Annotated in this window: 30 protein-coding genes; 17 read left to right on the top strand and 13 right to left on the bottom strand. The window is 39.2% G+C overall.

The features are described from left to right. Both DI060_RS11700 and DI060_RS11695 read left to right on the top strand, forming a co-directional pair. The gene (locus DI060_RS11700) at positions 1-807 is read left to right on the top strand and encodes an LIC_11485 family protein (protein ID WP_108976799.1); all 807 of its coding nucleotides are present in this window, start codon (positions 1-3) and stop codon (positions 805-807) included. Next, on the top strand, positions 808-1,719 hold the full coding sequence (locus DI060_RS11695; RefSeq protein WP_108976797.1) for a tol-pal system YbgF family protein: 912 nt from the start codon (positions 808-810) through the stop codon (positions 1,717-1,719). Here the strand turns inward: DI060_RS11695 and DI060_RS11690 are convergent. Continuing rightward, positions 1,716-2,180 (bottom strand): chemotaxis protein CheX, encoded by a 465-nt coding sequence (locus DI060_RS11690; protein ID WP_108976795.1) that lies wholly within the window; start codon positions 2,178-2,180, stop codon positions 1,716-1,718. The genes DI060_RS11695 and DI060_RS11690 overlap by 4 nt on opposite strands. Beyond that, the gene (locus DI060_RS11685; RefSeq protein ID WP_108976793.1) at positions 2,180-3,409 is read right to left on the bottom strand and encodes a hypothetical protein; all 1,230 of its coding nucleotides are present in this window, start codon (positions 3,407-3,409) and stop codon (positions 2,180-2,182) included. The genes DI060_RS11690 and DI060_RS11685 overlap by 1 nt, the downstream gene beginning before the upstream one ends. Before the next feature lie 84 nt (positions 3,410-3,493). On the opposite strand from DI060_RS11685, the gene DI060_RS11680 reads away from it, so the two are divergent. Further along, positions 3,494-4,174 (top strand): LIC_11490 family protein, encoded by a 681-nt coding sequence (locus tag DI060_RS11680; protein ID WP_108977129.1) that lies wholly within the window; start codon positions 3,494-3,496, stop codon positions 4,172-4,174. Between the two features lie 52 nt (positions 4,175-4,226). Here DI060_RS11680 and DI060_RS11675 read toward each other — a convergent pair whose 3' ends face one another. Then, entirely contained in the window at positions 4,227-4,925 is a 699-nt protein-coding gene (locus DI060_RS11675) for a hypothetical protein (RefSeq protein ID WP_108976791.1), read from the bottom strand. Positions 4,926-4,938: 13 nt separating this feature from the next. Then, positions 4,939-5,319 carry a hypothetical protein gene (locus DI060_RS11670; protein WP_108976789.1) on the bottom strand — a complete coding sequence of 127 codons (381 nt, stop codon included), beginning with the start codon at positions 5,317-5,319 and terminating at the stop codon, positions 4,939-4,941. Between the two features lie 105 nt (positions 5,320-5,424). On the opposite strand from DI060_RS11670, the gene DI060_RS11665 reads away from it, so the two are divergent. Continuing rightward, a complete protein-coding gene (locus DI060_RS11665) occupies positions 5,425-5,775 on the top strand; it encodes a TfoX/Sxy family protein (RefSeq protein WP_108976787.1) in 351 nt (116 codons plus the stop codon). 2 nt (positions 5,776-5,777) lie between these two features. Here DI060_RS11665 and DI060_RS11660 read toward each other — a convergent pair whose 3' ends face one another. Next, the gene (locus DI060_RS11660) at positions 5,778-6,626 is read right to left on the bottom strand and encodes an SGNH/GDSL hydrolase family protein (protein WP_108977126.1); all 849 of its coding nucleotides are present in this window, start codon (positions 6,624-6,626) and stop codon (positions 5,778-5,780) included. A 129-nt stretch (positions 6,627-6,755) separates the two neighbouring features. On the opposite strand from DI060_RS11660, the gene DI060_RS11655 reads away from it, so the two are divergent. Next, a complete protein-coding gene (locus tag DI060_RS11655) occupies positions 6,756-7,856 on the top strand; it encodes an alkene reductase (protein ID WP_108976785.1) in 1,101 nt (366 codons plus the stop codon). Positions 7,857-7,858: 2 nt separating this feature from the next. Here DI060_RS11655 and DI060_RS11650 read toward each other — a convergent pair whose 3' ends face one another. Beyond that, on the bottom strand, positions 7,859-8,137 hold the full coding sequence (locus DI060_RS11650) for a hypothetical protein (protein WP_108976783.1): 279 nt from the start codon (positions 8,135-8,137) through the stop codon (positions 7,859-7,861). 98 nt (positions 8,138-8,235) lie between these two features. Between DI060_RS11650 and DI060_RS11645 the strand changes: the two genes are divergently transcribed. Next, positions 8,236-8,841, top strand: a complete 606-nt coding sequence (locus DI060_RS11645; RefSeq protein ID WP_108976781.1) for a glutathione S-transferase family protein — start codon at positions 8,236-8,238, stop codon at positions 8,839-8,841. Positions 8,842-8,922: 81 nt separating this feature from the next. Then, positions 8,923-9,153: a hypothetical protein gene (locus tag DI060_RS11640; RefSeq protein WP_108976779.1), complete on the top strand. Its 231-nt coding sequence runs from the start codon at positions 8,923-8,925 to the stop codon at positions 9,151-9,153. Positions 9,154-9,155: 2 nt separating this feature from the next. On the opposite strand, the gene DI060_RS11635 is transcribed toward DI060_RS11640, so the two are convergent. Further along, a complete protein-coding gene (locus tag DI060_RS11635; protein ID WP_108976777.1) occupies positions 9,156-10,619 on the bottom strand; it encodes an HD domain-containing phosphohydrolase in 1,464 nt (487 codons plus the stop codon). Positions 10,620-11,047: 428 nt separating this feature from the next. On the opposite strand from DI060_RS11635, the gene DI060_RS11630 reads away from it, so the two are divergent. Both DI060_RS11630 and DI060_RS11625 read left to right on the top strand, forming a co-directional pair. Then, positions 11,048-11,416 carry a cysteine rich repeat-containing protein gene (locus tag DI060_RS11630; protein ID WP_108976775.1) on the top strand — a complete coding sequence of 123 codons (369 nt, stop codon included), beginning with the start codon at positions 11,048-11,050 and terminating at the stop codon, positions 11,414-11,416. A 231-nt stretch (positions 11,417-11,647) separates the two neighbouring features. Then, complete coding sequence (locus tag DI060_RS11625) at positions 11,648-13,363, top strand: transglutaminase-like domain-containing protein (RefSeq protein ID WP_108976773.1); 1,716 nt, start codon at positions 11,648-11,650, stop codon at positions 13,361-13,363. A gap of 48 nt (positions 13,364-13,411) precedes the next feature. Here DI060_RS11625 and DI060_RS11620 read toward each other — a convergent pair whose 3' ends face one another. Beyond that, positions 13,412-14,053, bottom strand: a complete 642-nt coding sequence (locus tag DI060_RS11620) for an NADPH-dependent F420 reductase (protein ID WP_167836989.1) — start codon at positions 14,051-14,053, stop codon at positions 13,412-13,414. Between the two features lie 114 nt (positions 14,054-14,167). On the opposite strand from DI060_RS11620, the gene DI060_RS11615 reads away from it, so the two are divergent. Beyond that, the gene (locus DI060_RS11615; RefSeq protein WP_108976771.1) at positions 14,168-14,608 is read left to right on the top strand and encodes a MarR family winged helix-turn-helix transcriptional regulator; all 441 of its coding nucleotides are present in this window, start codon (positions 14,168-14,170) and stop codon (positions 14,606-14,608) included. 27 nt (positions 14,609-14,635) lie between these two features. On the opposite strand, the gene tmpT is transcribed toward DI060_RS11615, so the two are convergent. After that, positions 14,636-15,295, bottom strand: coding sequence for a thiopurine S-methyltransferase (tmpT, locus tag DI060_RS11610; RefSeq protein ID WP_108976769.1), 660 nt, complete (start codon positions 15,293-15,295; stop codon positions 14,636-14,638). Positions 15,296-15,357: 62 nt separating this feature from the next. Further along, on the bottom strand, positions 15,358-17,364 hold the full coding sequence (locus DI060_RS11605) for an O-antigen ligase family protein (protein WP_108976767.1): 2,007 nt from the start codon (positions 17,362-17,364) through the stop codon (positions 15,358-15,360). 305 nt (positions 17,365-17,669) lie between these two features. Here DI060_RS11605 and DI060_RS18975 point away from each other — a divergent pair, with 305 nt between their 5' ends. Continuing rightward, on the top strand, positions 17,670-17,831 hold the full coding sequence (locus DI060_RS18975) for a hypothetical protein (protein ID WP_167836988.1): 162 nt from the start codon (positions 17,670-17,672) through the stop codon (positions 17,829-17,831). Positions 17,832-18,331: 500 nt separating this feature from the next. Next, positions 18,332-19,174 (top strand): LIC_13355 family lipoprotein, encoded by an 843-nt coding sequence (locus DI060_RS11600; RefSeq protein ID WP_108976765.1) that lies wholly within the window; start codon positions 18,332-18,334, stop codon positions 19,172-19,174. A gap of 20 nt (positions 19,175-19,194) precedes the next feature. On the opposite strand, the gene DI060_RS11595 is transcribed toward DI060_RS11600, so the two are convergent. The 3 genes from DI060_RS11595 to DI060_RS11585 all read right to left on the bottom strand — a co-directional run bounded on the left by DI060_RS11595 (position 19,195) and on the right by DI060_RS11585 (position 22,012). Next, a complete protein-coding gene (locus DI060_RS11595) occupies positions 19,195-19,983 on the bottom strand; it encodes an adenosylcobinamide-GDP ribazoletransferase (protein ID WP_108976763.1) in 789 nt (262 codons plus the stop codon). Then, the gene (gene cobT / locus DI060_RS11590; RefSeq protein WP_282097149.1) at positions 19,980-20,996 is read right to left on the bottom strand and encodes a nicotinate-nucleotide--dimethylbenzimidazole phosphoribosyltransferase; all 1,017 of its coding nucleotides are present in this window, start codon (positions 20,994-20,996) and stop codon (positions 19,980-19,982) included. Before cobT ends, DI060_RS11595 begins: the two co-directional genes overlap by 4 nt. 137 nt (positions 20,997-21,133) lie before the next feature. Next, a complete protein-coding gene (locus DI060_RS11585) occupies positions 21,134-22,012 on the bottom strand; it encodes an SDR family oxidoreductase (RefSeq protein ID WP_108976761.1) in 879 nt (292 codons plus the stop codon). 132 nt (positions 22,013-22,144) lie between these two features. Between DI060_RS11585 and DI060_RS11580 the strand changes: the two genes are divergently transcribed. The 5 genes from DI060_RS11580 (at position 22,145) to DI060_RS11560 (ending at position 26,669) form a co-directional block, all read left to right on the top strand. Continuing rightward, positions 22,145-23,062, top strand: a complete 918-nt coding sequence (locus tag DI060_RS11580; RefSeq protein WP_108976759.1) for a LysR family transcriptional regulator — start codon at positions 22,145-22,147, stop codon at positions 23,060-23,062. 70 nt (positions 23,063-23,132) lie between these two features. Further along, positions 23,133-24,218 carry a hypothetical protein gene (locus DI060_RS11575; protein ID WP_108976757.1) on the top strand — a complete coding sequence of 362 codons (1,086 nt, stop codon included), beginning with the start codon at positions 23,133-23,135 and terminating at the stop codon, positions 24,216-24,218. 111 nt (positions 24,219-24,329) lie between these two features. Next, entirely contained in the window at positions 24,330-24,827 is a 498-nt protein-coding gene (locus tag DI060_RS11570; RefSeq protein ID WP_108976755.1) for an RNA polymerase sigma factor, read from the top strand. Next, complete coding sequence (locus DI060_RS11565; RefSeq protein WP_108976753.1) at positions 24,824-25,876, top strand: hypothetical protein; 1,053 nt, start codon at positions 24,824-24,826, stop codon at positions 25,874-25,876. The genes DI060_RS11570 and DI060_RS11565 overlap by 4 nt, the downstream gene beginning before the upstream one ends. Positions 25,877-25,943: 67 nt before the next feature. After that, positions 25,944-26,669 carry a hypothetical protein gene (locus tag DI060_RS11560; RefSeq protein WP_209452035.1) on the top strand — a complete coding sequence of 242 codons (726 nt, stop codon included), beginning with the start codon at positions 25,944-25,946 and terminating at the stop codon, positions 26,667-26,669. Positions 26,670-26,674: the final 5 nt, after the last annotated feature.

Below are 26,674 nucleotides of genomic sequence, written 5' to 3'. Positions count from 1 at the left end.
ATGGTTGACTTTAAAAAGAAAATCAATCTCCCCAAAGTCAATGTAGATCCAAAGAAAGTACTCGGTGCTGCCGATGGTCTCGTTGGTAAAATACCTCCACAAGTTGCAGCCCTCCTAAGAAAGATTGCAATTGCTCTCCTCATCTTCTTTTTACTGATGGCGATCTACACAGGTTGGACTAGGGGTTGGGAGAACGCAACTCCCCAAGGATTACAGCTAGCATCGGATACACGGTCATTGTTCGCAATGGAACTTGAAAAAGAATACAATCGATCTAGGAAAGATGTACGGATGACAGATCCAGAAGAGATCGAGTATGAACATAACAAAAAGATGCAATTTGAGTTTATATCTGAACGTGAGTCAATCAACCCGACAAAAACTCCCATTCCAGAAGAAGATGATTTCTTAGGAAAGGAGAGAGATTTTAGAAATCGTAAAAATGAATCCACAACTCCTCCTTTGGCAAGCCCATCTGGAGAGGGATTGATCTCATCTCCTATCGATGTTGAGTCAGTAGGTTCTTGGCAAAATACAGATACCCTACAAGAGATAAATGATACAAAAGTATTGGACCGCAAAGATACTCAAAGCTTACCGCAGGGAAAGCCCAAAAAAGTAGAACAACCAATACTTGATCCTATTGACAAACAGTCGATAAAGGATGATGAACGATACGATAAAATTATGGATCGTATTACCAAACTCGAAAAGTTAAAGAAAGAAAAATCCAAAGAAACTTTGCCTAGTAGCACACAAGAACCAGAGAAAAAGAAAGTTCGCGAATTAGAAAGAGTTCCTCGTTAAATGTTTCGACCTCTCCTTAGCTTTTGTTGTTTTTTGTTCTTGATTACACTCCCTCTACATCCAGAGTCCAATGAAATTTTTCTTCCATTCCCAATCGAAGAAAGCCAAGAAAACACAACGGAAACTGGCAATCTAGATAAGGACCAAAATTCGAACAATTCGGATCTTCCAAGTATTCAAGATGACCAAAGCCAAATCTCCAATCCCAAAGCGGATAAACCGGAGGCAAAAACAAAAGAAGTACTTCCAAAAAAGAAAAAGGCAAAGGCAGAAAAGTTAGATCCCACGGAAGGACCATACAAGAGAGGAAAGTCTCGCCTAACCCGAAACCAAAAAACCCAAGCAGAAAGTGAATTTACAACCGCAAGTAATTTAGAAGGTAGTAAGGTCGTACCCGCAAGAACAGAAAATGCCAACTTATTTGGTTTAGATGGAAAAGATTCGGAAGGTTCAGGTCAAATTGAAAAAGTGGAAGATCCTGACGCTAAGATCAAAGCACAATTTGAATTAGCACGTTCCTTGGATCGGATGGGAAAACCGGAAGCAGAGGAAAAGGCTTACCAAGAGTATTTAAAAATAGTAACGTCGTTTCCGGTACACTCACAGATCACCCCAAGAACTCATTTAGCTATTGCTGTTTTATTATTTCGAAAGCAAGAATATCGGCCAGCTTTACATCATTTGGTTAAAGTGATTAAAGAATTTCCGAAATCTCGAGAATTTCCGACTGCACATTATTATGCAGGCCGTATATACGAAAGTGCATGGAATGAAAGGGATTTAGAGCGAGCGAAAAAATACTATGATTTATATCTCTTAGAAAGCACCAAACAGGAGTTAAGTCCTGGAGAAGATTTTAGGAAAGATGCAAAACAGAGGAGAGATCTGATCTCCCTACCTTATGAAATTTAGGCGATAGCTACGTTAACTTCAACTCTACCAAACTTCGAATATAAATTGATAGAGATTGTGGGTTTTTTATTGAATCGAACAGAAGTTGATTTGGATTCTTGTATGTTAGGAGTTGTGATCTCCACAGATTGACCAGAGGAAGTAAAAATGTTCATAGCATTTCCTGTGGTCATGTTTGCGATTTCACCCAAAATGTCTTTGTACTCATTCTGAACATCCGCATCAGATAGGCCTGGAACTAATTTTTTTGCAATCTTATGTGCAGCATCCAAGTTTAAACTATACACGACTTCACCGCTAAAAGATCCAACCACTCCAATGATGATGGCGATCTCATGTGATGGAGTTGGGGAATCTTTGATTCCAATTTTCCCACGGATGAGATCTTGGCCTAAAACATCGCGAAAAACGATGGTTGCAGCCTCGAGGAATGGGTTGATAAAGTCGGCTTTGATTTGCATTATTCTTCGCTGAGAGACTTTTGTTTCTCGATGTTGTATGTTCCCGCGATTGACTTATTTATTTCAAGAAAAAAGCCGAGTAGTTTGTTTTGAGAGTTTGGATCCGATGGTTTCGAGGGGCTAATTGCTGCCTCGGAAAAAGCCAAAGTTCCAAATTCTATGAAAATTTGTTTGTCATTATCAGTGAAAGGCCCAGCAACCTTTTTGGATCCAAATGGATTGCCAGAGACAGCTTCCCAGAATTTGGGGTCACTTGCTAAACGAAAGTTTGTTCCTTTGGGGCTACGAAGGTTCTTTAACTCACCGAGTGTGACGCCCGGGAGGGATTCGATGCTTTGTCCTGTTTCCTTAGCGATCAATTCTAGACCGTTCGGTTCAAGACCCAGATTTTGGATTTTCTTTTTCCAGACTTCTAACTCTTTTCTCTTTTTTTCGAATTTGAGTTTGGAAATGAGTACTGGTTTTCGAGTTTCGAAGCTTGGGAAGTTTTCCTCTTTATTGGCTATACTCTCTTTCTTTTCCTTCTCGTATTCCGCTAGGAGTTCAGTCTCTGGAATGGTCAATTTAGCTTCGATCTGGTTCAGGAGATTCACTTCCGTAAAAGCCACCAAGCGGAATGAGAGTTTTGCAGACTTTGCCTCCTGTTCCACTTTTAACTCCTCAGCGGAGGGTTCCAACTTTTGGTTTAAAAAGGCAGGAAATAGAGAATAGGCAACTTGTGTATCAATGCGGTAATTCATAGGAACAGAACGTAGGATCTGGCGGTAGATTTGGTCCAAAGGTTGGCTTTCTTCTTCACTGAAACCTGCTTGTGAAGAGCTCTCTTTGTAGATCTGCCTTGCTTGGGCTGAAATGTCTCGTTTGATGCTTGTTTCGGAAACACTATACCCGATCGCCTTCGCTATATCGCCAAAAATGAAAAGTTCACGGGTCGTTGCAAAGGCACAGGAGCGCAGAGTATCCTCGCTATTGGCTAGATCCTTGGAATACTGTTGGTATCTGTAATAACATTCTCGTCTAGCTGCGTTGAAATAATCCGCAGGAACGGAGCGACCTGCAATGCTACCAGCCTTTGTGCTGGAAGTGCCTGTAATGGCTCCTATGAGGCTCTGCTCGGCGTCTCCAGGAAGGAAGGTAACGATGAGCATAGATACGATAATAAAAAGAAAAAAGGCAAAGACGGCTCTAGTGAGTTTTTCCTTCCAGGTGGTAGCTTCTTCTTCGAACATAAGGGAAGCCTTGCCGATTCCCCTAGGCTGTAAAGAAAAATTGTGATCAAGAGATTCGAGAAAAAGGGAGATAATCAGAGGGGTATGTTATACGCGGCATTAGCAATGATATTGGTCGGAGTTCTCTGTTTTTTGTATGTCTCCTTAAGTCCGAACCAAGGAAAACCTTCTCTACCGACAAAAAGGCCGCAAGCAGATCGCATCTCATATAGTTCTAATTTCCGCCATTCTCCGAACCCTCAAGTGTCTCCCCAAATTGATGAGCGTATCAGAAGAGACAGAGAAATTGCAGATATTCACGCACATTTTTCTGATCCTAACAGGCCTTTGGCGGTAGAAGTTCCAGCTCCTGCTGTAGTTGAAAAATCTTCAGTGCTCGTGGACTCAGAAGCAGGATTCCAAGAAATGAAAGAGAGTCCACAGATACTCGTCCATGATTTTCAAATGGAAGGTACCTTATACATGGACCATTCCGGAAGGATTCCATTTGGGGAAAAAGATCTTTCCCATACAGAGAGAAGAGAAGAAGAGCTCAGAAATTTTAAACGAGTTGGCCAAGCAAAGTTACGGGAAGAGGAAGGCAAATTTGTCTTCTACTCCGGAAATGTTAGTTTTACCTACAATGCCTTTGAAATTGACCAAATCGTATTTTACCAAGAAGCGGTTGTATTTTTACTGAAGGACACACGTGCTCCCAAACCAATTTACTTTACAGATGGTATGGATGAGCTGAAAGATTTTTTAACCCAAGCAGAAAGGTCTTAATGGCAAGGACTGGAGAAGGGAGAATAGGCAAGAAGCTAGAATCCCCCAGGAATCAATGAAATCTCTTGGAAAGTTTTGAAAATATCTTTTCTCCCAGAATATAATACCGCCTTCGATTGCGCTTAGAAATGCGTTTTCTCTGTATCTTGGAAATTAGCCTTTCTAACAAAAGCAGTTGGCCTATTTCAAAATTGTCTTCTTCTGACTCTGAATCCGGATCTAAGCTGGAGACATTGATACAGATTCCCGAGCCGATATCCATTAGTCGCAAGTCGCGTGCTTTTCGGTAGAGTTTGATCATCTCAAGGACTTTTGGGTCTCTGATGATTTGAAAATGAAGAGAGAGAGAAGATTTTTCTTTTTCTTGGCCGAGAGAAACAAGTAAAAAAAATCCAAACTCTTCTATGTCCAAATCGCATTCAAAAAAATCGATCGATTCAGGTGATAGGCTAAAATTCAAATCTAAGATTTGCATCATCTTAAACTTTCTATCTTTACTATCGATTAAATGGACAGATAGATCTCCCGATTCTATACAATCTTCCAATGGATTTCGGAGTATGGTTTGTTTTCTTAAATTATGAATATTCTCCCTTAGTATCTCTTGGATTGATTGGATCTCTGGAGATCTAGGAGGGATTTGTCTATCGCTAATCTCTTTTTCAGGGATAGAAATTAAATGAGAGTCCTGTGACAATTCGATCGTCTCATAGAGACGATCACGAAGGTAGATGTTTGCTTTCAGTTTCAAGAGAACTTCCTTACTAAGGAATAGGTTGGTTCGGTTCTATGCTTTTGATCCCGGTGATAAAGTATCTAGTATCGCCAAAACAGGAAGTGGGTAGGCCAACATGTTCTTCATAAGCGAGAACTATCCTTTGGCCAATAGATTGGTTGATTTTTTCTGCGATCTCCTCATCACGCACTGTGAAGTAGAATTTTTCTGCAACAGTGCCGGGCATCGTAACGAGGGCAATCTCACCTTCCCATGTCTTACAAACCCAACCTTTTTTTGATAATTTTTGGACGTAACCTGCCCGATCCCCTACCGAATAACTCCAGTTAAGCATTGCGAAAGTATAGCCAACTAGACCCAAAACGATTACAAAAATGATCCCCAGTAGGCTTCCCAAAAATTTAAACATAAAATCCTCTTTTAGAATGTATCTAGATAATATTTTGCAGATTCCGCCACAATTTCTTGCTTTTGTCAATCGGATTCAAGAAGATTTTAAAAAAAGAGAAAGTTTATGACCACAGATCCGATACTGAACCGCTATCTAAAAAAGATGTCTTTTTATGGAGATATTATAGCAAAACCAATGTTTGGTGGCTACGGAGTTTATTTTGAAGGAAGGATGTTTGCACTTTTTGCCGAAGGAGTCCTTTACTTTAAAGTTGATAAAGCCAATAAAGAAGAATTTATAAAAAAGAAACAAAAGCCATTTGTTTATTACGGAAAACCAAATCAGATCATAGAGATGAGTTATTTTACCATCCCAAAAACAGCCTGGTCAAGTCCAAAGGCCCTTTCCCTCTGGATACAGTCATCGGTTGATGCCTCCCTCCGCAATGCTCAGAGAAAAAAAGGCAAAACCTAGACTCAGTCTTTCTTATGGATCTCTTTATAGATAAATGCTTCCAAGATTTGCCCAGAACGTTCGTTTAAGTGAATACCATCTGTAAGAAAAAAATATCCATTCGCATCAGACAACTGATTCCAATCGTAGGTCGTAGAATAGTATTTTAATATTGTCCAGTACATTGGCCAAACATTGGTTTCATAAGCCCTACCCTTTTTCTCTTTCGAGAACTTTTCCTCCCATTTGATTTCAAGTGTTTCAAAGAAGGGAATATAACCAACATTATGTTTTAAAGCAATAGATTTTACAGCAAGAGCATATTGGGAAGCAACTTTGTATGGAATGGATGCTGAATCCTCTCCTAGGAGTGGGATGGAAACCAAAACAATCCTTGCCTTTGTCTCCTCTTTTAATTTTTTACAGATAGCATCTAAATGATTTGTATAGGATTCTAAGTTAGCTGGCTCTTTGAGATTCCATAAAGATCGGTATCGATCGTACTCTTCTTTGTTTAAACTTGCCTTTGCATCATTGGTCCCAATCATGATAAAGATCAGATCGGGGCTAAGTTTTACGACAGCATCGGTCAGTTCCCAAATCTGTTGGCTAAGCCGACTGTTGATGCCTTCATTGATCAGGGAGTATTGATTGGGATCGAATCGTCCAGCCAATGATTGCACGTAATCATAGCTAACCCGACCATGAGTGATACTATCACCTAAGAACAAAATCTTCTTTTGCTCAGGAAGATATTGTTTTTGTAAGCTGCTTTTCAAATTTGAATCAGGAACTCGTTTTGCTTGGTAGAACACGCAATGGGAGAGGCAAAAGAGTATAGTGCAAAAAACTAGCCAAATCGTCTGTTTCATAAAAATCGATTTGTATAGTTCACATTTGACATCAAAAAAACTCAATCTACTTTTCAGAAATGCTTTTCTCTAGCTATCCTCTTGCAGACTTATTGTGTCTAAAGACTACAATCTATTTTGGAAAGGCAAATGACAGAAGTATCAAGCTCTTTAGGTTTCGGCAAAAAACAATTATCACACCGTATCGTTCTTGCGCCACTTACGCGCATGCGAAGTGCACAACCTGGCGATATCCCAACAGAATTGAACGCTGAGTATTACGGGCAAAGGGCAAGCCAAGGTGGGTTTCTTATAACCGAAGCAACACAGATCAGCAAACAAGGGAAAGGTTACCCTGCAACTCCTGGAATCCATAGCGACGAACAAGTCGAAGGTTGGAAGAAAGTTACCGAGGCAGTTCATGCTAAGGGTGGAATTATTTTTTTACAGCTTTGGCATGTCGGAAGAATCTCGCATTCTAGTTTGCACCCAGAAGACGGATTGCCAGTCGCACCATCGCCCATTGCGCCAGCTGGGAAAACGATGACGGCTGATTTTAAACAAGCACCCTATGAGACTCCAAGAGCTCTCGAAATAGAGGATTTAGAAAAAATTTTAGCAGACTACCGTAGGGCTAGTGAAAATGCAAAGAAGGCTGGATTTGATGGAGTTGAAATCCATATGGCAAATGGATATCTTTTGGATCAATTTTTGCAAAATGGGTCTAACCAAAGGTCAGACGAATACGGTGGATCCATCGAAAATCGACTGAAGTTCCCATTGCGCGTATTAGACGAGGTCACAAAGGTATGGTCTGTTGATGAAGTCGGTGTGAGAATTTCTCCCTACGGCACATTTAATTCCATGAGTGATTCCGATCCTATCCCTTTGTTTGAATCTTTGATCAAAGAGTTCAATGCAAGAAAGATTTTGTATGTCCATGCAATTGAACCGAGAGCAAGTATGGCAGGTGGTGCAGAGACCGTCATTGCAGATGTTCCATCCACGTCTGAACTTTTCCGTAAACATTTCCAAGGGATTTGGATTTCGGCTGGCGGATATACTCCTGAGCTAGCCAAGGAGGGGATAGCGAAAGGCAATACTGATTTAGTTGCATTTGGTCGCTATTTCATTTCTAACCCTGATTTACCAAAACGAGTGATTCACGGAATTGAACTCAACCCATACAATCGAAAGACATTTTATGGCGGCGGGAAGGAAGGCTATACAGACTATCCATTTGCATCGTAAGACTACTGTTTGGCGTCTCCGCAGGCTTTTTTCTTTTGTTCATCGCAGTAATAAAGGCCAACGAGACGTTGGGCATCGCAGCTTGCCTTTGCCGCTGCTTTTTCATCTGTAGTGCCAGTGCTTGCAGAGGCTCGTTCTGAGCAGAAGATATAGGAATTGTAGATAACGAGTGAACAGGTGAGATAGTTTAAATCTGCTTGTTCACATTGTTTATAGGATGCATTGGATACATTGCAGGAGAGAGCCAAAAAAGTGATCAGAAAAAATAAAAAAGATTTCATTGGCACTTAGACGGACCTCGTGCAGGAAGAAGCAATTAGAAAATGAAAGTTTTTTTGACATTCATATCGAATTTTTAAATGAATTTAGGGAGCTGGTTATGTTAGAACTATGGGGAGATCACCTATCAGGTAACTGTTATAAAGTGGAAATGCTTTTTCATTTTTTGGACATTCCGTACAAGTTTATTGCGGTCGATACCAAAAAAAAAGAGACTCAAAGCCTGAGTTTTCTAGCACATAATCCCAACGGTAAAATACCCCTGGTGCTACTTGAAAACGGGAACAGCCTTTGGGAATCCAATGCCATTTTACATTACTTTGCCGAGGGTACTTCCTTTCTACCTACCGATTCTTTTGAAAAAGCAAAGGTTTTGCAATGGCAATTTTTTGAGCAATACAGCCACGAACCCTACATTGCTGTAGCCCGCTATATCCAATTCTATTTAGGACTTCCCGAAAATAGAAAGGAAGAGTATGAGTCAAAAAAAACAGGTGGAAGGAAAGCTTTGGCCGTTATGGAAAGCCACCTATCTAAGTATGCCTACTTTGTTGGAAAACAAATGAGCATCGCCGATATCAGTTTGTACGCCTATACGCATGTTGCGGAGGAGGGAGGGTTTTCCCTTGCTGAATATCCCGCAATCCAGGCATGGATAAAGCGAATTGAGACTACTCCTGGTTATACGAAAATGCAGAGAAATTGAGTTAATTTCACTTGTCCACTAAACCATCTTGACAATGATAAAGGAGTTATCATTTTCGTATTTTGGTCGTGAGGAGGATTTGTGAATAAAACCCAATTAGGAAATCTTCTTCTCGTTTTATTCTTGGGCTTACTTTCTGGAGCAGTTGCTGGAGTGGTTCTGGATAGACTTTTCAATACAAACATCCTCTCAAAATTTCTATTTCCAAATCCTTTGAGTTTTGAATTATATATCATAAAGATCGATTTACAGTTAACGCCGGCTAGTATAATAGGATTGATCGCTTCAGGTTATTTAGCTTTTCGTAAATAGATTTAGCTTGCTTTACTAATCTGATTTACAGCGTTAAAAAGAGGTTCATTGATTTCTGGATCAATGATATAAATCACCCGTTGTGAGCTTGCCGATTGTGAAGCTAGGTCAATAATGGCTCTTCTTCTATCCATCCGCACTTGCTGCGCATCAAAGTCAGCAATCTTATACTTATACCCTTTCTTAAAGATAGGTTTGATAGTACATATCCTTTGGACTTTGGGACGAGTTTGGTACCGGTCAACCTCAATCACTTTGCAGATATCGAAATGGACTTGTTTCTCTGAATCAATAGAGGCTGTAATGATAAGGCTATCAACATTGATAATATTTTCATTGTTTGTGAGGCTTGCGCCTACATAGTCCAGCAGGTGTCTTATATTTTTATTGCTATAGGAGAAAAAAGAATCATTTAAGATAATTTTCAAAGCCATAGAAGAGGTGAATGCTTTCCGCCATGGTTGTTCCGAGGTAAGGGATGCGTACTCGCTGGCAAGAGAAAGTATTGCAATGTCTTCTTCGTAATTGGTATTGGAGCTTTGGCTCTCTTGAAACCGTAGCTGTGATTCTATATCAGCGACAATTCTTGCTTTCGAAACATCCTTTAGAAATTTGTCTCTAACAGCCATTAGTCGGTTAAATACCAGTCTGGGCTCGGGATAGTTATTGTTAATACCACTCCCTCTGAAAGGTCTATGATGATTTAATATCAGAGTACGAATTTCTGGGGAAATTTCTTGGGCAGGAAGTGTCATCAGATAACTGATGATAGGGTGTTGTTGGACCGTTACATATTCTTCTTTCGTTAATTTTGGGTTTTCAGAGATATCCAATTTTGCATAGCCAACATCTGCCAAGTAACTTGCTATCATAATGGCTAAGTGATCTCGTTTGTTTGGTTTATTGTCTTCGTCTTTGACAATTTTCTTTGTCCGAACTTTCATCCCCATGGCTACTATTGTTCGTTTTGTTAAGGTTTCTGATTCTAAAGGGACACCTGCGACACTCAAAATTTCTAAAATATTGAAAAGTCCCGTTTCAAAATCGGGATTGCTGATGAAATCATCCAAAATATCTTTTACTGAATGTTGGATCGCAACCGCTTGTTCATTTGAAAAAGCCTCTTTTTTCAACTCTTCCAAAAGGGTTGCGGATTGTTTTGCAAAGTCTATGGTCTTCTCTTTGCTAAATAATTTTACTTCTGACTGGTGGCTATTGGCTCTTTGTGAAGATGGGTTTTGCCTTTTTAAGTCGGAGACACGGAAGTAAAGACCTTGCAATTCAAACTTAAGTAATTTTCCAAAATCAGCCTCCGAAGGGTTTTTGGTCTTGGGCATGACTACCTGCCCATCCTTATTGTACAAATCAAAGGGTATATTTTGGTTCATACGAAAGGCATTCAGCGACTCTTCACTCAGATCGAACTTTGCCAATTGATCTGATGATACTCTATCATTCGCACTCATCCAAAGAACCTCCTTTGCTTAATTTGTACGCTCTCGTTTCTTAACGGACGAATCGCACGATTTCTGGATTGGAATCTACCAAAGTGTAGAATTTTTGTAAAGAAATTTTGAAAATACCAGAGCCTTCATTTGTTATAGGCATTTTACCTTGCAAAAAACTGAGTCTGTCATGGAGAAACCTACGAATTTGATCCTAATCAGAAATTTATTTAGAACATCTGATTTTTCTAAACTTCAGATATACCTCTTAATCTAGGAAATTGGTTGGGAATTATTTATGGGGAGTACTTTCTCTTTCTTACGGATCCCAAAGGAAAGATTTGTTTCAAATAATTTTAGCATAGATCCTTGGTTTGCTTCCTAAGTACAAAAAAAATCAATTGGCTTAATTTTAAAAGGAGTTATCTTTAGAATACTAAGGAGTTCAAATGAAATATTTGATATATAGATTTCTCTTTCTACTCGTACTTCTCTCGACTCAAATAGGTGCAGATCCAAAGGCTTATAAAGGAGCATGTAAAGCAGACATTGAAAAATTTTGCGCATCTGTTGAAAAAGGCGAAGGAAGAATCATAAAATGTCTGAAAGAAAACGAAGCATCTCTTTCTGAAGCTTGTTTGGCAAAACGTGCAGAGGTGAAAGAAAAACATAAGGAATTCGGAAAGTCCTGCAAAGAGGATAGAAAGAAACTCTGTGCAGATGTCAAACCAGGGAAAGGAGCGATCATCCAGTGCTTAAAATCAAAGGAAGCAGAACTTTCTGCCACTTGCGTCGATTTCATTAAAACGAAAGACTAATCTAGACCAAAACTAAGCTGAAGCAGAGCTCAGCTTAGTTCAATTCGCGCGGAATTCTCCCTAAAGACATAGTATAGCGGTTGTTACGGCAAGAGAAAGGCAATAATGCGGATGCTCTTATACTACTGCGACAATTTGTGCTTAGGCTAGATCCATTCCCCTCAAGAAAATTTCGATTTACATGTTTGGAATTTTGGTTTCGATAGAAGGTATAGGAAAAGGTTACTGACTATGACAAGCAATCCATTCCGGTCCTCACTCTATATAGTTTTGGTTTTCATAAGTTGTTCTTTGTATGCAGTTGAATTCACTTTTGAAGCAGTTGCAGATCCCTATTCTCTGTCTTGGGAAGAAGAACCCCCCAAAGGCACCAATTTTTTTGCCAGTCGTTTGCGTACGACAACTCATTTCTATGCACTCAGTCCGCAAAAAAACCAAAGTGTAATCACCTTAAAATCTTTACGAAACGGAGAGACACAGTCAATCACTTGGAATGGAAAATTATTTGCATGGTCCTTCTATGGAGAGAGTGTATGGCTTTTGGAAAGCAATACACTCACCGCAGTCGATCCTATTTCTTTTGCGATCAAACAATCTCTTCCTTTCCCTATTTCAATTAAAAAATGGTCTGATATCGTTATCGAAAAAGATCGGCTATATCTCTTATCCGATGCAAAGGTATTGGCCCTGTCTTTGCCAAACTTCCAACAGATAGCCGAATATGAAATCCCGCAAGGCAAAGCCCAAAGAATGTTGCGGGGTCCAAATGGAAATCTTTATATCATATCTACGTTCTGGGGTGCTATCCTTAGAGAGTTGGATCCCAAAACAATGGAATGGAAAAAATCGATTTCTGCCAAAACGCACCACCATGATTTAATGAAAGCAACTGATATTGCGGATGGTTTGCTTCCAATTTTCGATCTTGAGAATAAAAAATCTTTTTCATTGTACTTGTTTGGTGATCAATTTTTAAAAGTATCGAATGGACTTTCTTTATCTAAATCAAAAGAAATGCTACGGATTTCGCCAAAGAAGACAAAGCTGAGTGCTGTCTTGAATATAAAGGCAAAGCAAAACGTTAGCGCTCAGACGATACGGATTCTTCTTCCGCCAAAGCAAACGTATTCCCAGGAGATCATAGAAGAAAGTTTGCTTTATCCAGGAAAGATAGAAGAGGACGAAGATGGCAATCGAGTTTTGTTCATCACAATGCCCGCTCTTACCAAAGACCAAGTTTGGGAAAAAGAAATATGGACTGCAGATCTATACCGATACCAAGTAAGATTTAAACCATCTTATTCTTTCCCAATTTCGGAAATTTCCTTTCCCTCACATCTGAATGAATATATAAAGGATCATCCAACCTATGATCTTAACCATGAGCAAGTGTTAGCAAAGAAAATAGAGTTGTTTGATAATGATTTCGTAATATATCTCAAAAACGTATATGCCTATGCAGTTGGTATGCCTTATGCAAAAGGAAAATTTGATCCAGCTCCTCTTGTAATCCAAAAATACAAAGGAGGCTGCACAGAACATTCTTATGTACAGATTGCACTCCTAAGGGCTGCTGGTATCCCAGCAAGGTTAGTATGGAACTTTTTGCCTTGGAATGGAGCGACAGAATTTGAATTGAACCATAAATTTGTTGAAGTTTGGTTCCCCAACTATGGCTGGATTCCCCTAGAGCCCCTCGCTCCTCCAAGAAAGAATCCAGGAGATACGGACGCAAGGCACTTAGTCTGGGCAAGATTGGCGACTCCTTATCACCCTCTGATCCACGGAGGAGATAGACTCGTAAGTCCAGAGTCAGCAAAGGCACAAAAACAAATGCAAACAAACGTTCGGTTTCGATTGGTAGAAGCTGAAAATGAGGAAGGCGAACCGATATCAAATTTTCGCAATGGTGTCAAAGAAGACTCAGAGGATAGACGAGTAGAATAGCGTTTATTTGTTCACAATCTGAGAACATATAAAATCTGTTTGCAATATTCATTTTTTTAAAAGTCGAAATGCATGATTCCAGCGATTATGTAAAAATCCAGGAAGACACCATAAGATGCATAGAGGTTCGATGGCTCGAGCAGCTTCCGCTTTTCCCAAATCTTCCACTTCCCAACCAAACGATTGTAAAATTGTATTCGCCTGAATCTTTGCTTTTTCATCATTTCCGCATATGAACATGGTAGGCTTTCCTTCCTGAAATTTTGGATCGACCATGAAAGAACTTCCAACACAAGAAAAAGCTTTTACGAAAAGTGCTTCGGGTGATATTTTTTGAAGTCTTTCCATAAGCGATTCCTGTAATGACGTGAAAAAGGAGAGGACTCCGTTTACAGGAGGATCATTGGAAATTGGGTTGGTGGCATCCAAGACACATTTACCAGTAATCGAATCTGAAATATCCTTCACGATTTCTTCCGCAGCACTACCTTTCACAGCCAAAACAACCAGATCAGACTCTTCTGCTGCTTCTTTAAAAAATGTGACCTTGCCTTGTTGACCGATCCTTTTTTCCCAGTCTTTTAACTTATCTGGATCTCTCGTACCCCGAATTACCATAAATCCTTTATTTATAAATCCATCTGCTAGAGTATTCCCAACAACCCCAGATCCTAGAATGCCAATTTTCATTCTTGCTTCTCCCATTGTATATACAATTATAATTGTTGTATATGCAATAATATTGGTTCGGTATGCAAGCAAAAAATTTGTTTTTCTATTTTTGATTTATCATAGAATGGACTTATGTCGGCTGTTTCAGATCGTTTATGTCCAAATTTTATTGGCTGCTTGTATTTTAATGTAAGCAGACTGTTTCGAACGATTGATAAATTGGCTATTAAGGCATTTGAGCCATTCGGACTCGCTCCAAGTCAGGCATTTTTTTTATTAAGTTTAGGAAAAGTAAAGGGAGAAACGATTCAGCCCTCTGACTTAGCAGATTTAATGAATTTGGATAGATCAACTGTAACACGATTAATAAAAGGAATGCAGAAAAAAAAATTAATTTCGGAGAATAGAATCGGAAGATCAAAATACTTAACTATGACAGCAAAAGGATTGGATATTCTTCCTTCCTTAGAAGAGGCATGGGAAGATTTGAGTATTTCTCTCAATACAACCATCGGACAAGAACATACAAAAAAGATAAACCAATCATTGGTAACCGAACGCAAAAGAAAGTGATTCTCTAGTTATCCTTCGTGTCCATTTTTAAATCTTTGGTGAAGCTTGTGGTTTGGGTTCTAGATACCATACTTTTTCTTTTGCTGGTATCTTTCCTCTAAGACCTCCCGTTAGTGTCATTTCTGTGAATAAGTTTAGTTCAAAGTTTTGCCCATAATGGCTTCTGATCTCTTCCTCAGAAATTGAAAACGGAGGTCCCGAGGCTAAAGATTGGTCGTATTCAAAACATATCAGAAGAATTTTGGCAGTATCAGTTAGAGACCTTAATTTATGTACATATTGTACTCGCATACCATAGGGTAAGGCTACCAAAGCAGCTCTGTCATAGATGGCATCAAAAGAGCCAATCTGCTCTTTTTCTAATTGAAAGATATCTCCTTCAAATACTTTTAAATTAGGTGCCTCCCATAACGTAAGATTTCCAACTTGAGTACGTTCGGGACTATATTTTAGGTCAGTAAACAATTGCGTGATGGCGAGTGGACTGAGCTCAACGGCAACTACCTGAAGATCTCTTTCTAAGAGCCAGGAAATATCTTTGGTCTTACCGCATAAAGGAACAAAAATAGTACCTTTCGCCTGTAACTGCAATTTAGAAAAATACTCTACCAAAAATGGATTTGGAAACTCTTCATGGAATCCGATTTCTAAATTCTCCCAACGTTTGTACCAAAACTCTGCTTCCATTTAGTCTTTCCTAATCGCAAAAACCATTTTATGCAATCCATTTTAAAGAAGTATGAGTGGGTTTAGGGAACAACCAATCCAAATGGGTCGTTCTGTTTGTACAAAGATTCAAAATCTTTGGCATTCTTCGCATCACCTTTCAAGCTCTCGATTTCTGAAAGTCGTTTTAAACAAACTGCGGAATAAGGAAAGATTCGTATACAGGATTGAAAGTGTCCAGAGGCTTTCTCCAAAAACAATCTATCCTTTGACTTATGAAATATTTCTAAGTAGACTTGGCCGGCAAATTGCTCTTTCTTCTCATCGATTGGTAGAGGTAAGAATAAAGGATCAATTGTCATGAATCTGCTGATTAATATCTGATTGTCCGCAACTCCATCTTTGAATTTCAAGTTTGAAAAATTATCTATGGTGAATTGATTTCGGAACAGTAATTTGATTTTTTCCGATAAACATAGATTGAAGCCTAAAAGAATAATAAATACCATAAGGACGATCTGAATCGCAACGAGGTATTTTGGAGGAAAGGAAAGAGGCTTTTGATTGTTACCTTCCTTCGCTTGAAATGGATGCGAAAGAATTCCGATCGCAAGAATTGCCTGATAAAAGGTCATAGCATCAATCATCGTATAATCAAAAATTTCTTGAAAAAAAAGTGATGATAAAATTGCTAAAGCAATTCCTTCCGAAGGCGAGATGCTCTTATTTCTAAACATTTTCCAGGCTTTGGTTGCGGTGTAAATAATCATCATAATCATGATAGCAAAACCTACTGAACCATAATTAAAAAAGATCTGCAGATATAAATTATGAGCATGTGGGAATGCCTGGAAGTTTTGGAAATAAAACTTTAAATCTCCTATTACTTGTGGAGAGAGTTCTTGAATGGGCAAAAAACTATGAAAAAATTCATTGTTTGAACCAAAACCAAATAGAAGGGAATGATGAATTACTCTTTCTATATAGGCTTCCCAGATCGACTTTCGAGCCGACAAAGAATTTGTATTGAAGACATCTGAATCGATTATTTTCTTTCCGAGAAAAACCAATGCGAACAAAAAAAAGAATGTAAAGATCGGTAAAAGTTTTCCTTTTCGATCAGGACTTAATTTTACATAAACAAAAAATAGAGTGGTACATCCAATAATCACTCCAAGTATTGATGCCCTAGAATGTGTAAAGTATAGGACAACTAAAGAAAGAAAGACTATGAATAGATAAATAAGCTTTTGCTTCTTCTCGGATGGTTGTAAGAGATAAAGTCCGATGGTGGTTGGAAGATTAACAAGAATCATACTTCCGATGTTGCTTACATGAAATCCGCCGATACGCAAAGAAAAGTTCGGTTGGAAATCATTATAGAAAAAGTAAAGTACGATAAACATGGAATAAAGAATCAAACAGATCAAATAAAAAAACTGACTTATGAAAAGAGTTTTGAGGATTTGTTTTTGATCTAAGAGTTTGAAAAAAAGATAAATCAAAAAACCTGAAAAAAAGTGAAAAGTCCCATAGGTGGAATAACTACCATTGTAAAAGAAAGAATATATCGTGGAAACAAGGATAGATGCTAGAAGTGCAACAGAAAAGAGATCAAAAAAGTTACCCTTTGCCATTTTGATTTCTTTCAGTAAGTGCAAATTTGCAATTAAATACAATAAAATGGCTATAGATGTATAATGGTACCGAAAAAAATAGATATGTGAACTAGCTAAAATCGCATATAGTAAGAGTATTTTTTTATCGATCTCCTTATATAACAGCCAATAGAATACACCCGAACTAAGATAAAAAACAAAACGCAGGTAAAGTTTTTGTCGTGCCACTTGTGAATCAGGCAAAAAGATCGTAGCAGTTATGGCGGAGTATAAAATTAAAGTGAGAGAAGCTAAGGCAAAAAAATAGGAATCAAAAGATTTGAATTTTTTTTTTTGCCAAAAAGAAAAGACAAGAAAACTCAAAATTGTATTTGCTAGAAGTTCTTTTGTAAATGTGGGTTGCGTGTCTAAGTAGAGGAGGTAGGCGACGGAAGCAATGATAAATGAAGACTGAAAAAAAATGCCTACCATAGAGGAGATTCTATCCTCATTCTAAAGATTGAATCCCTTCTAAGTCAAGTGTTCTTTTATGTAAAAAAAAGGCAAATCTTCCTCTGAATAAATCGTAAAACAAGCAAACCTGGGCTCCCATTGGAGGAGCCTTTGGATGATTTAGAAAGAGTGTTTACTACCGCACTCAGCTTTGTAGGTGCGTTTGGCATAGACACAGGAAAGAAGTAAAGCTAACCGAATAAACATCCACATCAGATACAGAATCGATTGTCCCTGCCCGTCCCGAGTACAAGGATGTGGTGCTTGGAAAAATGGAAATGGCTGTGGAAAAATTATCATTGGGTTCAAACTCACTAAAAGTGGAGCCAGCAGACAAAGAACTCGTAGAACTTGAAGAGTCTGATGAAGGTGAAAGCAATGCATTGATCAATAATGTCCTAAGTATACAATCTCCACCAGCTATGTCGCAGAATTCTTCTTTGTAACATTGCTCCCGTGCTGAGAAGGGTGTTCCACATTGCAAAAAGAGAAGACAGACTGTGCAAATCAAAACAGAATTCTTTTTCGTTCATCTAATGTATAAACGAGTGTTATATTGTAAGACTATAACATCGGTAAACGGTTGCCATCTTAGGTATTTATAGCATAGGTAATAACCAAAAGTGTTTGAAAAGATTAGTTTGGAAACTTATGAAATTGTATAGTTTTGAGCTGAAATCTTTTTGGATTTACCGTTGACAGTTCAGGCATTTTTTCCACGCTATCCTTATCCTTTAGGGAGGAAACAGGTGCAAATCCTGTGCTGACCCGCAACTGTAGATTCGTTCTCTCCTTATGAAAGTAAAGGAAGCGAAGAGCCAGATCTTCCCCGCAAAGACAACCTCGAGGTATGGGCTCTTTGCAAACTTATCCTTTGCATGCTTGTAAATGGTAAAGGGGCCCCAGAGGTATTTCGGGGCTGTTCTTTAAGCCAAGGTAGGTAAGCATGTTCAAACAAATTCTCATTCTAAGCAGTATCATGTTCATTTCTTGTGATGTACTGGAAGAAAAAAAACAAGACGACAGTCCCCTTCTTGGGTTACTCCTTGCCTCACAAACACGAACATCGTCAACAAATACTACTCCTTGTCCAGTAATAACTCTTCCATCAGATATACCCATTGCGACAAATTTTGTCTCCGGCAGTTCCACAGTGAATGGTTTTAACGATTCATCAAAGGCAACCAATGGAATATGTGGTGGAGGAGAATTTTCTGGCTCCCTAGATGTGTATGCCATGAATTTAACTGGGACTGGTGCAAGTGCTGTCCTCTCTTGGGGCGGTAAATCAGTGTTAAATGGTAGCGGTATAGACTTTATTGTGTATGAAAATCCATTCAAGCTTAGTGATACAAGTGATCGTTATGCGATGGATCCGATGGTGGTGGAGGTATCTTTGGATAATTCTGTCTACTGTGGTTTCCCTCTAACCTACGACTCCACTTCCTCGACTCTCAATAAGATATCTTCGTGGGGAGGCTTTGCTGGTTTGAGGCCTGTCATTTATAATATGGGAAGCAAGACTTTCTCTCTTGAGGAGCTGTTTACCTCAACCGGAAACGGTTTTCTGAAGGGAGGTGGTGACGGCTTTGATTTGGACCAAGTGACAGCAAGCGGTACTTGCACAACTACAGTGCGCGACCAGATCAAAACATCTGGTTTCAAGTTTATCAAACTTACCTCAGCCTCGGCAGTAACAAATCCGGCTACCGGCAATCCTTATACATATCCACATGCCTTCGACAACGGGGGCGACATTGATGGAGTTGTAGCGAGGAATGTGCAGTGATGCCCGAAGTGGCCTTACCTTCACATCATTTTTGCCAAGGTGATCCAAGTGAGAAGGATCAAACATTCGGAGGCCTGCTCAAGAGCCCCAAGACAATCCCCAGTGTAGCCGCCGATCCATTTTTGAAAGTATGACCTGGCATAAAGAACAAGAAGGATAAGAGGGAACACTACAAAGACCATTTGCCAATGGAAATAGGAAAGCAAAACAATTGGCAGCAGGCCAAAGAGACTCGCTCCAATCACCTCCGCTTTGCTATGTGACTTTGCGATAGGTTTAGCTTTGGAAAGCTCATCGTCTCTTGCATATTCTGATGTAAAGGCTAAGCATATCGCTGAAAAACGAGCCAAGGCATGGTATGCGATAAACAGCAGACTTACAAATAATAAATGGTGCTTGCCAAAGGAAATCAATACACTGTGAAGTGCCAAAAACTTGAGAGAAAACAAAAAAATAAGTGCAATCGCGCCGAATGCTCCTATCCTACTGTCCTTCATGATTTCTAAAATCTTTTCTTTGCTCCAGCCACCACCAAATCCATCAAATACATCTGCAAACCCATCTTCGTGGAATGCTCCTGTCAAAAGGACTCCAACCACTAAAGAAAACAAAACAGCCAGCTGCATTCCAAAAACATAAGAAATTATCCAATACGCCAAAAACGAAATACTGCCTACGATCCAACCTATGAGTGGAAAATAACGAGTGGCTTTGTTGATGTACTCAGGAGAATGGTCGACCTCTTTGGGGCACGGGATGCGAGTATAGAACATCAATGCTGTAAAAAAAATCCTAACTTGTTCTTTCATTGATTGTCCTTGTTTGAAACTTGTGCACTTTCAAAACTTGCCATCTCGTTTAAAAATCGAACTGCACTTTCTAATATTGGATAGGCGACAGAACATCCCGTACCTTCCCCCAAGCGCATCTGGAGTTTGAGTAATGGATCAACACCTAAAAATCGCAATAAGTTTTGGTGGCCGGCCTCATCGCTCAAATGGCAAAACACTGCATTGTGTTTGATTTCCGGAAGGATTGATTGAGCGACTAAAAAAACTGCAGATGCGATAAAACCATCGATCAAAAGAATCATTTTTTGTTCGTAAGCTGCAAGCATTGCCCCGCACATCTCTGCCATTTCAAAACCGGCAAAAGACTGGAGTATTTCTTTTGGATTTGACATTGGTCCATGAAACAACTGAGCATTTTTTAAGACCGAGAGTTTTTTTGTCAGTTGTGCATCATTCAAACCAGTCCCTCTTCCTACACATTCTTCTAAAGGTAGGCCAGTGATATAAGACATCAACATGGAAGCTGAAGAAGTATTGCCGATTCCCATTTCTCCGAATCCAATCACATTACATCCGGTTGATGCTAATTCATAACAGAGTTTTTGGCCTATCGATAAGGCTTTCTCGAGTTCGACCGTGCTCATTGCTTTTTCTTTCAAAAAGTTTTTGGTTCCTTTGGCGACTTTTGCAGAAATCAACTTTGGATGAGGAGGAAAATCAAAATTTACGCCAGCATCGATGACTTGGAGTGCAATATCATTTTGATTTGAGAAAACATTGATGGCCGCACCTCCTTGTAAAAAATTAAAAACCATTTGATAGGTCACTTCTTGAGGGAAGGCGCTTACACCTTCTGAAACAATTCCGTGATCTCCAGCAAACACGAGTATAGTAGGGCTTCGTAAAACAGGATCAAGGCGGTTTTGGACAAGTCCAATCTGATAAGCAAGGTCTTCTAGTCTTCCGAGAGATCCTAAGGGTTTTGTCTTTTGGTTGATTTTGTCTTTAAGGGCTTTCTCAAGTTGCATAATTGTTTGTGTTATGGATAGAAAATCAAGAATAGGCAAACTGCCAATCAATTTAGTTAGAACATACGTTACGAAATAATTTCCAGTCGAAACACCGAAATCCCCTTAACAATTGAGACAGTTTGCTAAGGGGATCCGAATCAATTTACTTTAAGCTGTAACAAATGTGCGATTCCAAAATTTGTAAAGATAGCTTTTGTGATGTCGGCCAACGAGGCATTATAGGATTCGATCGGATTTCCCATTCCCATTTTATCGACTACCGTTCTGAATGGTCGACTGCCTGCATTTGTCTCCACCAAACCTAAGATAGCTTTTGCGACATCGACTGGATTTTGTAGAGGGTTATGCGCCAATGCCTCTTCAAATCCTTTGAGAAATCCTTCGGCAGTATCAGACAATTCTTTCAAGGAAGAAATTCGCAGAACATCGGAAGGTCGCATTAGATTATCAATAAAGCTAGTTGGGTAACCGCCTGGTTCTACGATACAAACATCAACTCCAAATTGAGAAGACTCGATACGATAGTTTTCAGAGAGAGCCTCGAGTGCCCACTTTGAAGCATTATAAGGCCCGTAAAAAGGAACTGCAATTCGCCCTAATAAGCTAGATATGTTTATGATGAGTCCTGTTTTCAGATTCCGCAAATGAGGCAATATGGTTCTTGTGGTACGATGTACTCCAAACACATTGATATCAAATAATTTTTGTAAATCATTGTCCGTAAAGGTTTCTTGGACTCCTAAAACACCTACACCAGCATTGTTGATCAAAACATCAATGTGATCCGACATTTCAATTGCTTTCTTTACACCGCGATCGACACTATTCTGGTCCGTCACATCCATCTCTATGATTTTGGCTCCCATTTCCTTGAGATTGTTTGCTTTTGTCTGGTTCCTGCCCTCGGTATCTCTCAAGCTTGCGATCACAGTATGACCTGCATCTAACAAGAATTTTACTGTGAGCAAACCGAAACCTCCGCCAGCACCTGTAATGAGTATATGTTTTCGATCCATTTTCCTTCTCCTAAAAGTCTCTTAAAGCCGAGAGTACTTGACGGCGGGAGGGAAGAATAGTTCTTTTTTTATATACAGTGCTAAATTAAGAGTCGTATTGTATAATAATATAGAACAATAGGTTTAAGGTATATGGACAGAGTCTTTGCAATGCGGGTTTTTGCGAGAGTGGCAGAGTTTCAAAGTTTCAGTGCGGCTGCCAATCATTTTCACCTAACAAAAGGTTCTATTTCATCGACTATAAGTCTTTTGGAAAAACATTTGAACGCAAGATTGTTTGAGAGAACAACGAGAATTGTTAAACTTACTTCTGAAGGTAGAAGTTTTTATGATCGAATCAAAGATTTGTTAGATGATATAGATGAAGTGGAAACAATGTTTCAGAAAGATACTGGTGTCATTTCTGGTAAAATCAGAGTTGATATGTCTAATCCAGTGGCTCGCGATGTTATCATTCCTCGCATCCCTGATTTTTTAGAAACCTATCCTTTGGTACAAATCGAACTCTCAAGCTCTGAAAGAAGGGTCGACCTCATTCGTGAAGGTATAGATTGCGTTGTGCGAGGGGGAAATTACAAAGACAATGCTTTAGCAGAAAGAAAGTTAGGAATAGTGCAGTTCGCCAATGTAGCGAGCCCCAAGTATTTGAAGAAGCATGGTATTCCAAAACAAATTGAAGATTTAAAAACACATTCTTTGGTTTTTTTTAATACTCTTGTTGGAGTCCCAAATCCTGGATTTGAATACTACGATGGTAAGGAATATGTAGAATATCCTATGAATGGTCAGATTCAGGTTGATACCGCGGATGCATACAAAGCTGCATGTCTAGCAGGACTAGGAATTTGCCAAACTCCAAGAATCGGAATTTTAAAGGAATTGGAAGAGGGAAGTTTAGTCGAAATTTTGCCAGATTTTCCTGCTGAACCTATGCAAATGAAAATTGTATACCCACAACGGAGGCTCCTTGCCAAACGAGTCCGGATCTTTATCGATTGGATGGAACTTATCCTTCTTGCACATTTTCAGAGAGCTTCTGCAAATACGTAATTTTTTCTGATTTAGATGCCCCTATAATTTGTTTTTTGCGTATTTATAAATAAAGAGACTGGAGTATTCTATGAAACACATTGCCTTGATTTGTTCCTTAGTGGCCATATGTATGAGTTTTTCCTGCAGAAAAGCGCGACAAGAAGCCGAAGAAGAGGACAGAGACAGAAATCGACTCTTCACATTTCTACTCCTTGCCAACCAAGGGCAAGATTCCGACCCCATAGGGACAACCATTGAACAGAGCTTAGATGCGAGTACTTCTTCAATGGAGTCGATTACTTCCGATGGAGCATCCGTTGCCTTCCTTGGATCTCATCCAAATCCCTTCTTAGACCTAAAGCTTAAGATAGAAGATTTTATGCGAGGATTGGCTTTCCCTGACTCTAGTTTGATGGCCGCCACCTTTACCTCTACGTATACTTGTCTGGGAGGAGGAACGATTAGCAGAACAATTGAAGCAAGCTCAGCTCCATTTACGGGAACGGGTCCTAGCTCCTTTTTTGGACGAAGAGTTTTCAATGATTGCATTTTACTCCGCGCAAGTCGCTTTCTACAAAACGGAAATCGGGAAGTGTACTGGGACCAGTTGGCTACCACTAGTCCCTACTTACAAATAGGAAGCAATCTGAAAGTCGCATTGAACCGCACCATAACCGATCGCTTTCGTTCCATTTCTGTCAAAGTAGTTGGCACAGGCGAAAGAATTACATCTGGAAATGAAAGGATTGCTTCCCAGGCCACCTGGTCTGCCGTAAGCTCTTCTTCCAGTACCTATAGTGTAACCATCACTGAATCAAGAATCGGAAGCAATTCCCGAGGGGCCACAATTTTCGATCACTCGATTACAACTCCCACAGCACTCGTACATACTGTAAGTGGAACAGGTTCTAACCGCAGAAGGACGATTAATGGTTCTGTAAAGGTAAGCCACAATATCCTTAAATTTGATACGCTAACAACGTTTAAAGATGTCGTTTGGGATGCATCAACTTGCAAACCTGTGAGTGGAGAGGCAACAGTTGTCATTACAGGATCAAGAACAGGCGGAGGAACGATCAATTTTTCCACCGACTCAGCCAGTTATTCCTATTCAGGAACTTCTGGTAGCTCCTCGGGAACTGTAGAGTTCACAGGTTGTACAACAAACATTTGATTCAGACTGAAATGCCGAATGGTGAATGGGAAGGAAATTTGGCAGTTCCATTCCATTCTACAAAAGATTCGCTTGCCAACCGTAACTCTCCCTATAGATATCAAATGATACATGAGTTCTTCCCAATTTGAAGAGATATTAAAAGAGAACCATGATAGACTGTATCTATATGCTTTGTTCTTGTGCCATGATAAAGTAGAGGCGGAAGATCTTTTACAAGAAACGTACATAAAGATTTTGCAAGCAGAGCAAAGTTTTCAATCAGAAAAAGGCTCCTTCATCACCTGGGCAAAAAGGATTTTAAAAAATCATTTTCTCGATTTAGAAAGGAAAAAAAAGCTTAGGATTGTAGATTTAGAAAGTAATATGGACCATCTAACTTCACCCAGGCACGAAATTTCAGAATTTGACGAGGGACATATTGTACAGTTACGAGACTGCATTGAAAAATTAGAAGAAACAGATCGAAGTATCATTCATATGAAGATATTTAAGGCAATGACTTTGGATGAGATGGCAAAATCTCTCGGCTTGAATCGAAGGACCATATCGAGACGATATTCAAAAATTCTAGTAGATTTAAGAGATATATTTTTAGGCAAGTTATGAAGAAAGAAACTTGGAACCATCCCATTGCATACTATGAATCACATGGCGAGGAGTTCTCTGCTTTTGTTGCTGATTATATTTTCGATGCATTGACAGAAGAGGAGGAGGCGCATCTAGCCAAGTTGGTTAAAGGATCCACTCAGTTGCATAGAACATTCCAAGAGCTATCCAAGATGGACTCTCAAATCCATAAATTGAGCCTTACAATTCCTAAGAAAAAAACATCACCTTTTCGTAAGTATCAACTGGCAACGGCCGCCTTACTGTTTTTAGGAATCTTATGGGGAGTTTATGTAAGTTTGGCAAACAAACAGGTGGAAGATCCTCAAATTTCGGCGCAGTTTACTCTGATACGAAGTTTAGGAATTTGCCAAACAAAATCTGATTTTCCCCAAAGAATCATGATCGAGACCAAAGAAATGTCAGGCTGTGATTTTGAATTCAAGCGTCTACGAAGACAACGTATCCGTATCTTACCACATTCATTGGCAAACATTTCCTTTGAGAATGGCGAATGGAAGGTAGATGTAGTCAAAGGTGTATTCTATATCACGACTATGGAATCTTCATTGGAAGAAAAGTTAGTGGTATATTTGGGAGAGGATTATACGGTTCAATTTTTAGGAACCTCTGTCTATATTTCAAAAACGGAAAATACCAAGCTAAGTATATTTGAAGGGGAAGTTTTATTCAGTCATCTCAAGAAAGCTGATTCACAAAGAGAAAATCTATCCATCAAAGAAGGAGAGGAGCTTCTTCTTTCCTCACCACAGAATTTTTCTTTGAAAAAAGCAAAAAAGGAAAAAAATTCCAATCTTCGCAATGCATTTAACTCTTTGCGAGAAGATGCAAATACCAACAATCGCCTAAGTGTAGATCAAATTTCTCCAAAAAAAATACAATCAGTACCAGGCAATAAAGTCATTTTAAAGACAGGTCTTATCTTAGAAGTAGATGAAATATGGCAGGATGAGGATATTTATATTTTAAATCGAAAGGGAAAGTTACAGTCCATTTCTGTTTCTGAAATTAGGAGCATCCTTTTCTAACTATATGTGCAAAGTTAAGATTTCTATTCTGCTATTCTTTGGAATTCATTCCCTGTCGGCAGACATTGTGACTCTCAAATCTGGTAAAAAGATACTCAATGTTAAATCTTATCTCGAAGGAGACAAAATCAAATTGCTTTATGTCGATAAAAAAATAGAATATATTTCCAAAGGTGAAGTACTATCGATAGAGCCCGGACCTATACAATACCCGCAAATCACACAAAAAGAAGAAGTTCCTTTGGAAGAGATAGAAAAATCAACTTCCATATCGGAGTCTACAACACAAAAACCGATTCCTTCGGTTCCGATTTACTATTCACTTTTACCATTTTATTCTGCCTCGTTTACCAGGGGTCAATACGGAGAAGGTATTTCTCTTGTAAGTAGTAAATTATTTTTTCTTTTTCTATATTCTAAATACCGTAATCCTCCTGAAGATGTTTTAAACAACAGAGAGATCATTTTTTTGTATAACACTTCGAATCGAATTGAAAATGATACATTGCGTCCTGTGGAAGCCTTGGTTCGATTTAATTTTTATGATACTTTACAGGAGGATACAGTTGATCCTTTTTCTGGCGCTACTATCACCAAACAGCAATATACCAATCGTCAAAACGTATCTCTTGGTTTATTCTTAGCGGTGACTTTTTTAGATCTGTTTCTAAATACAGAGGTAAGTGGCCAGACATGGAAGGAGAGACAAAGTTTCCAATGGAAAACATTTACAAAAAGAGATCCGATCCTCAAAGCAGAGGAAGTGGGAGTACAGATTGACTGTATTTTTTGAAGCCC

The sequence above is a fragment of the Leptospira ryugenii genome (genome assembly GCF_003114855.1).
Lineage (GTDB): Bacteria > Spirochaetota > Leptospiria > Leptospirales > Leptospiraceae > Leptospira_A > Leptospira_A ryugenii.
The sequence above is the reverse complement of the archived record's forward strand: the minus strand, read 5'-3'. Positions and strand labels throughout refer to the sequence as shown.

Excerpts from the sequence above, each read along its gene's own strand:
- DI060_RS11700 (WP_108976799.1), top strand. The coding sequence starts at position 1 with ATGGTTGACTTTAAAAAGAAAATCAATCTCCCCAAAGTCAATGTAGAT.
- DI060_RS11695 (WP_108976797.1), top strand. The coding sequence starts at position 808 with ATGTTTCGACCTCTCCTTAGCTTTTGTTGTTTTTTGTTCTTGATTACA.
- DI060_RS11690 (WP_108976795.1), bottom strand. The coding sequence starts at position 2,180 with ATGCAAATCAAAGCCGACTTTATCAACCCATTCCTCGAGGCTGCAACC.
- DI060_RS11685 (WP_108976793.1), bottom strand. The coding sequence starts at position 3,409 with ATGTTCGAAGAAGAAGCTACCACCTGGAAGGAAAAACTCACTAGAGCC.
- DI060_RS11680 (WP_108977129.1), top strand. The coding sequence starts at position 3,494 with ATGTTATACGCGGCATTAGCAATGATATTGGTCGGAGTTCTCTGTTTT.
- DI060_RS11670 (WP_108976789.1), bottom strand. The coding sequence starts at position 5,319 with ATGTTTAAATTTTTGGGAAGCCTACTGGGGATCATTTTTGTAATCGTT.
- DI060_RS11665 (WP_108976787.1), top strand. The coding sequence starts at position 5,425 with ATGACCACAGATCCGATACTGAACCGCTATCTAAAAAAGATGTCTTTT.
- DI060_RS11660 (WP_108977126.1), bottom strand. The coding sequence starts at position 6,626 with ATGAAACAGACGATTTGGCTAGTTTTTTGCACTATACTCTTTTGCCTC.
- DI060_RS11655 (WP_108976785.1), top strand. The coding sequence starts at position 6,756 with ATGACAGAAGTATCAAGCTCTTTAGGTTTCGGCAAAAAACAATTATCA.
- DI060_RS11650 (WP_108976783.1), bottom strand. The coding sequence starts at position 8,137 with ATGAAATCTTTTTTATTTTTTCTGATCACTTTTTTGGCTCTCTCCTGC.
- DI060_RS11645 (WP_108976781.1), top strand. The coding sequence starts at position 8,236 with ATGTTAGAACTATGGGGAGATCACCTATCAGGTAACTGTTATAAAGTG.
- DI060_RS11635 (WP_108976777.1), bottom strand. The coding sequence starts at position 10,619 with ATGAGTGCGAATGATAGAGTATCATCAGATCAATTGGCAAAGTTCGAT.
- DI060_RS11630 (WP_108976775.1), top strand. The coding sequence starts at position 11,048 with ATGAAATATTTGATATATAGATTTCTCTTTCTACTCGTACTTCTCTCG.
- DI060_RS11625 (WP_108976773.1), top strand. The coding sequence starts at position 11,648 with ATGACAAGCAATCCATTCCGGTCCTCACTCTATATAGTTTTGGTTTTC.
- DI060_RS11620 (WP_167836989.1), bottom strand. The coding sequence starts at position 14,053 with ATGAAAATTGGCATTCTAGGATCTGGGGTTGTTGGGAATACTCTAGCA.
- DI060_RS11615 (WP_108976771.1), top strand. The coding sequence starts at position 14,168 with ATGTCGGCTGTTTCAGATCGTTTATGTCCAAATTTTATTGGCTGCTTG.
- tmpT (WP_108976769.1), bottom strand. The coding sequence starts at position 15,295 with ATGGAAGCAGAGTTTTGGTACAAACGTTGGGAGAATTTAGAAATCGGA.
- DI060_RS11605 (WP_108976767.1), bottom strand. The coding sequence starts at position 17,364 with ATGGTAGGCATTTTTTTTCAGTCTTCATTTATCATTGCTTCCGTCGCC.
- DI060_RS11600 (WP_108976765.1), top strand. The coding sequence starts at position 18,332 with ATGTTCAAACAAATTCTCATTCTAAGCAGTATCATGTTCATTTCTTGT.
- DI060_RS11595 (WP_108976763.1), bottom strand. The coding sequence starts at position 19,983 with ATGAAAGAACAAGTTAGGATTTTTTTTACAGCATTGATGTTCTATACT.
- DI060_RS11585 (WP_108976761.1), bottom strand. The coding sequence starts at position 22,012 with ATGGATCGAAAACATATACTCATTACAGGTGCTGGCGGAGGTTTCGGT.
- DI060_RS11580 (WP_108976759.1), top strand. The coding sequence starts at position 22,145 with ATGGACAGAGTCTTTGCAATGCGGGTTTTTGCGAGAGTGGCAGAGTTT.
- DI060_RS11575 (WP_108976757.1), top strand. The coding sequence starts at position 23,133 with ATGAAACACATTGCCTTGATTTGTTCCTTAGTGGCCATATGTATGAGT.
- DI060_RS11570 (WP_108976755.1), top strand. The coding sequence starts at position 24,330 with ATGAGTTCTTCCCAATTTGAAGAGATATTAAAAGAGAACCATGATAGA.
- DI060_RS11565 (WP_108976753.1), top strand. The coding sequence starts at position 24,824 with ATGAAGAAAGAAACTTGGAACCATCCCATTGCATACTATGAATCACAT.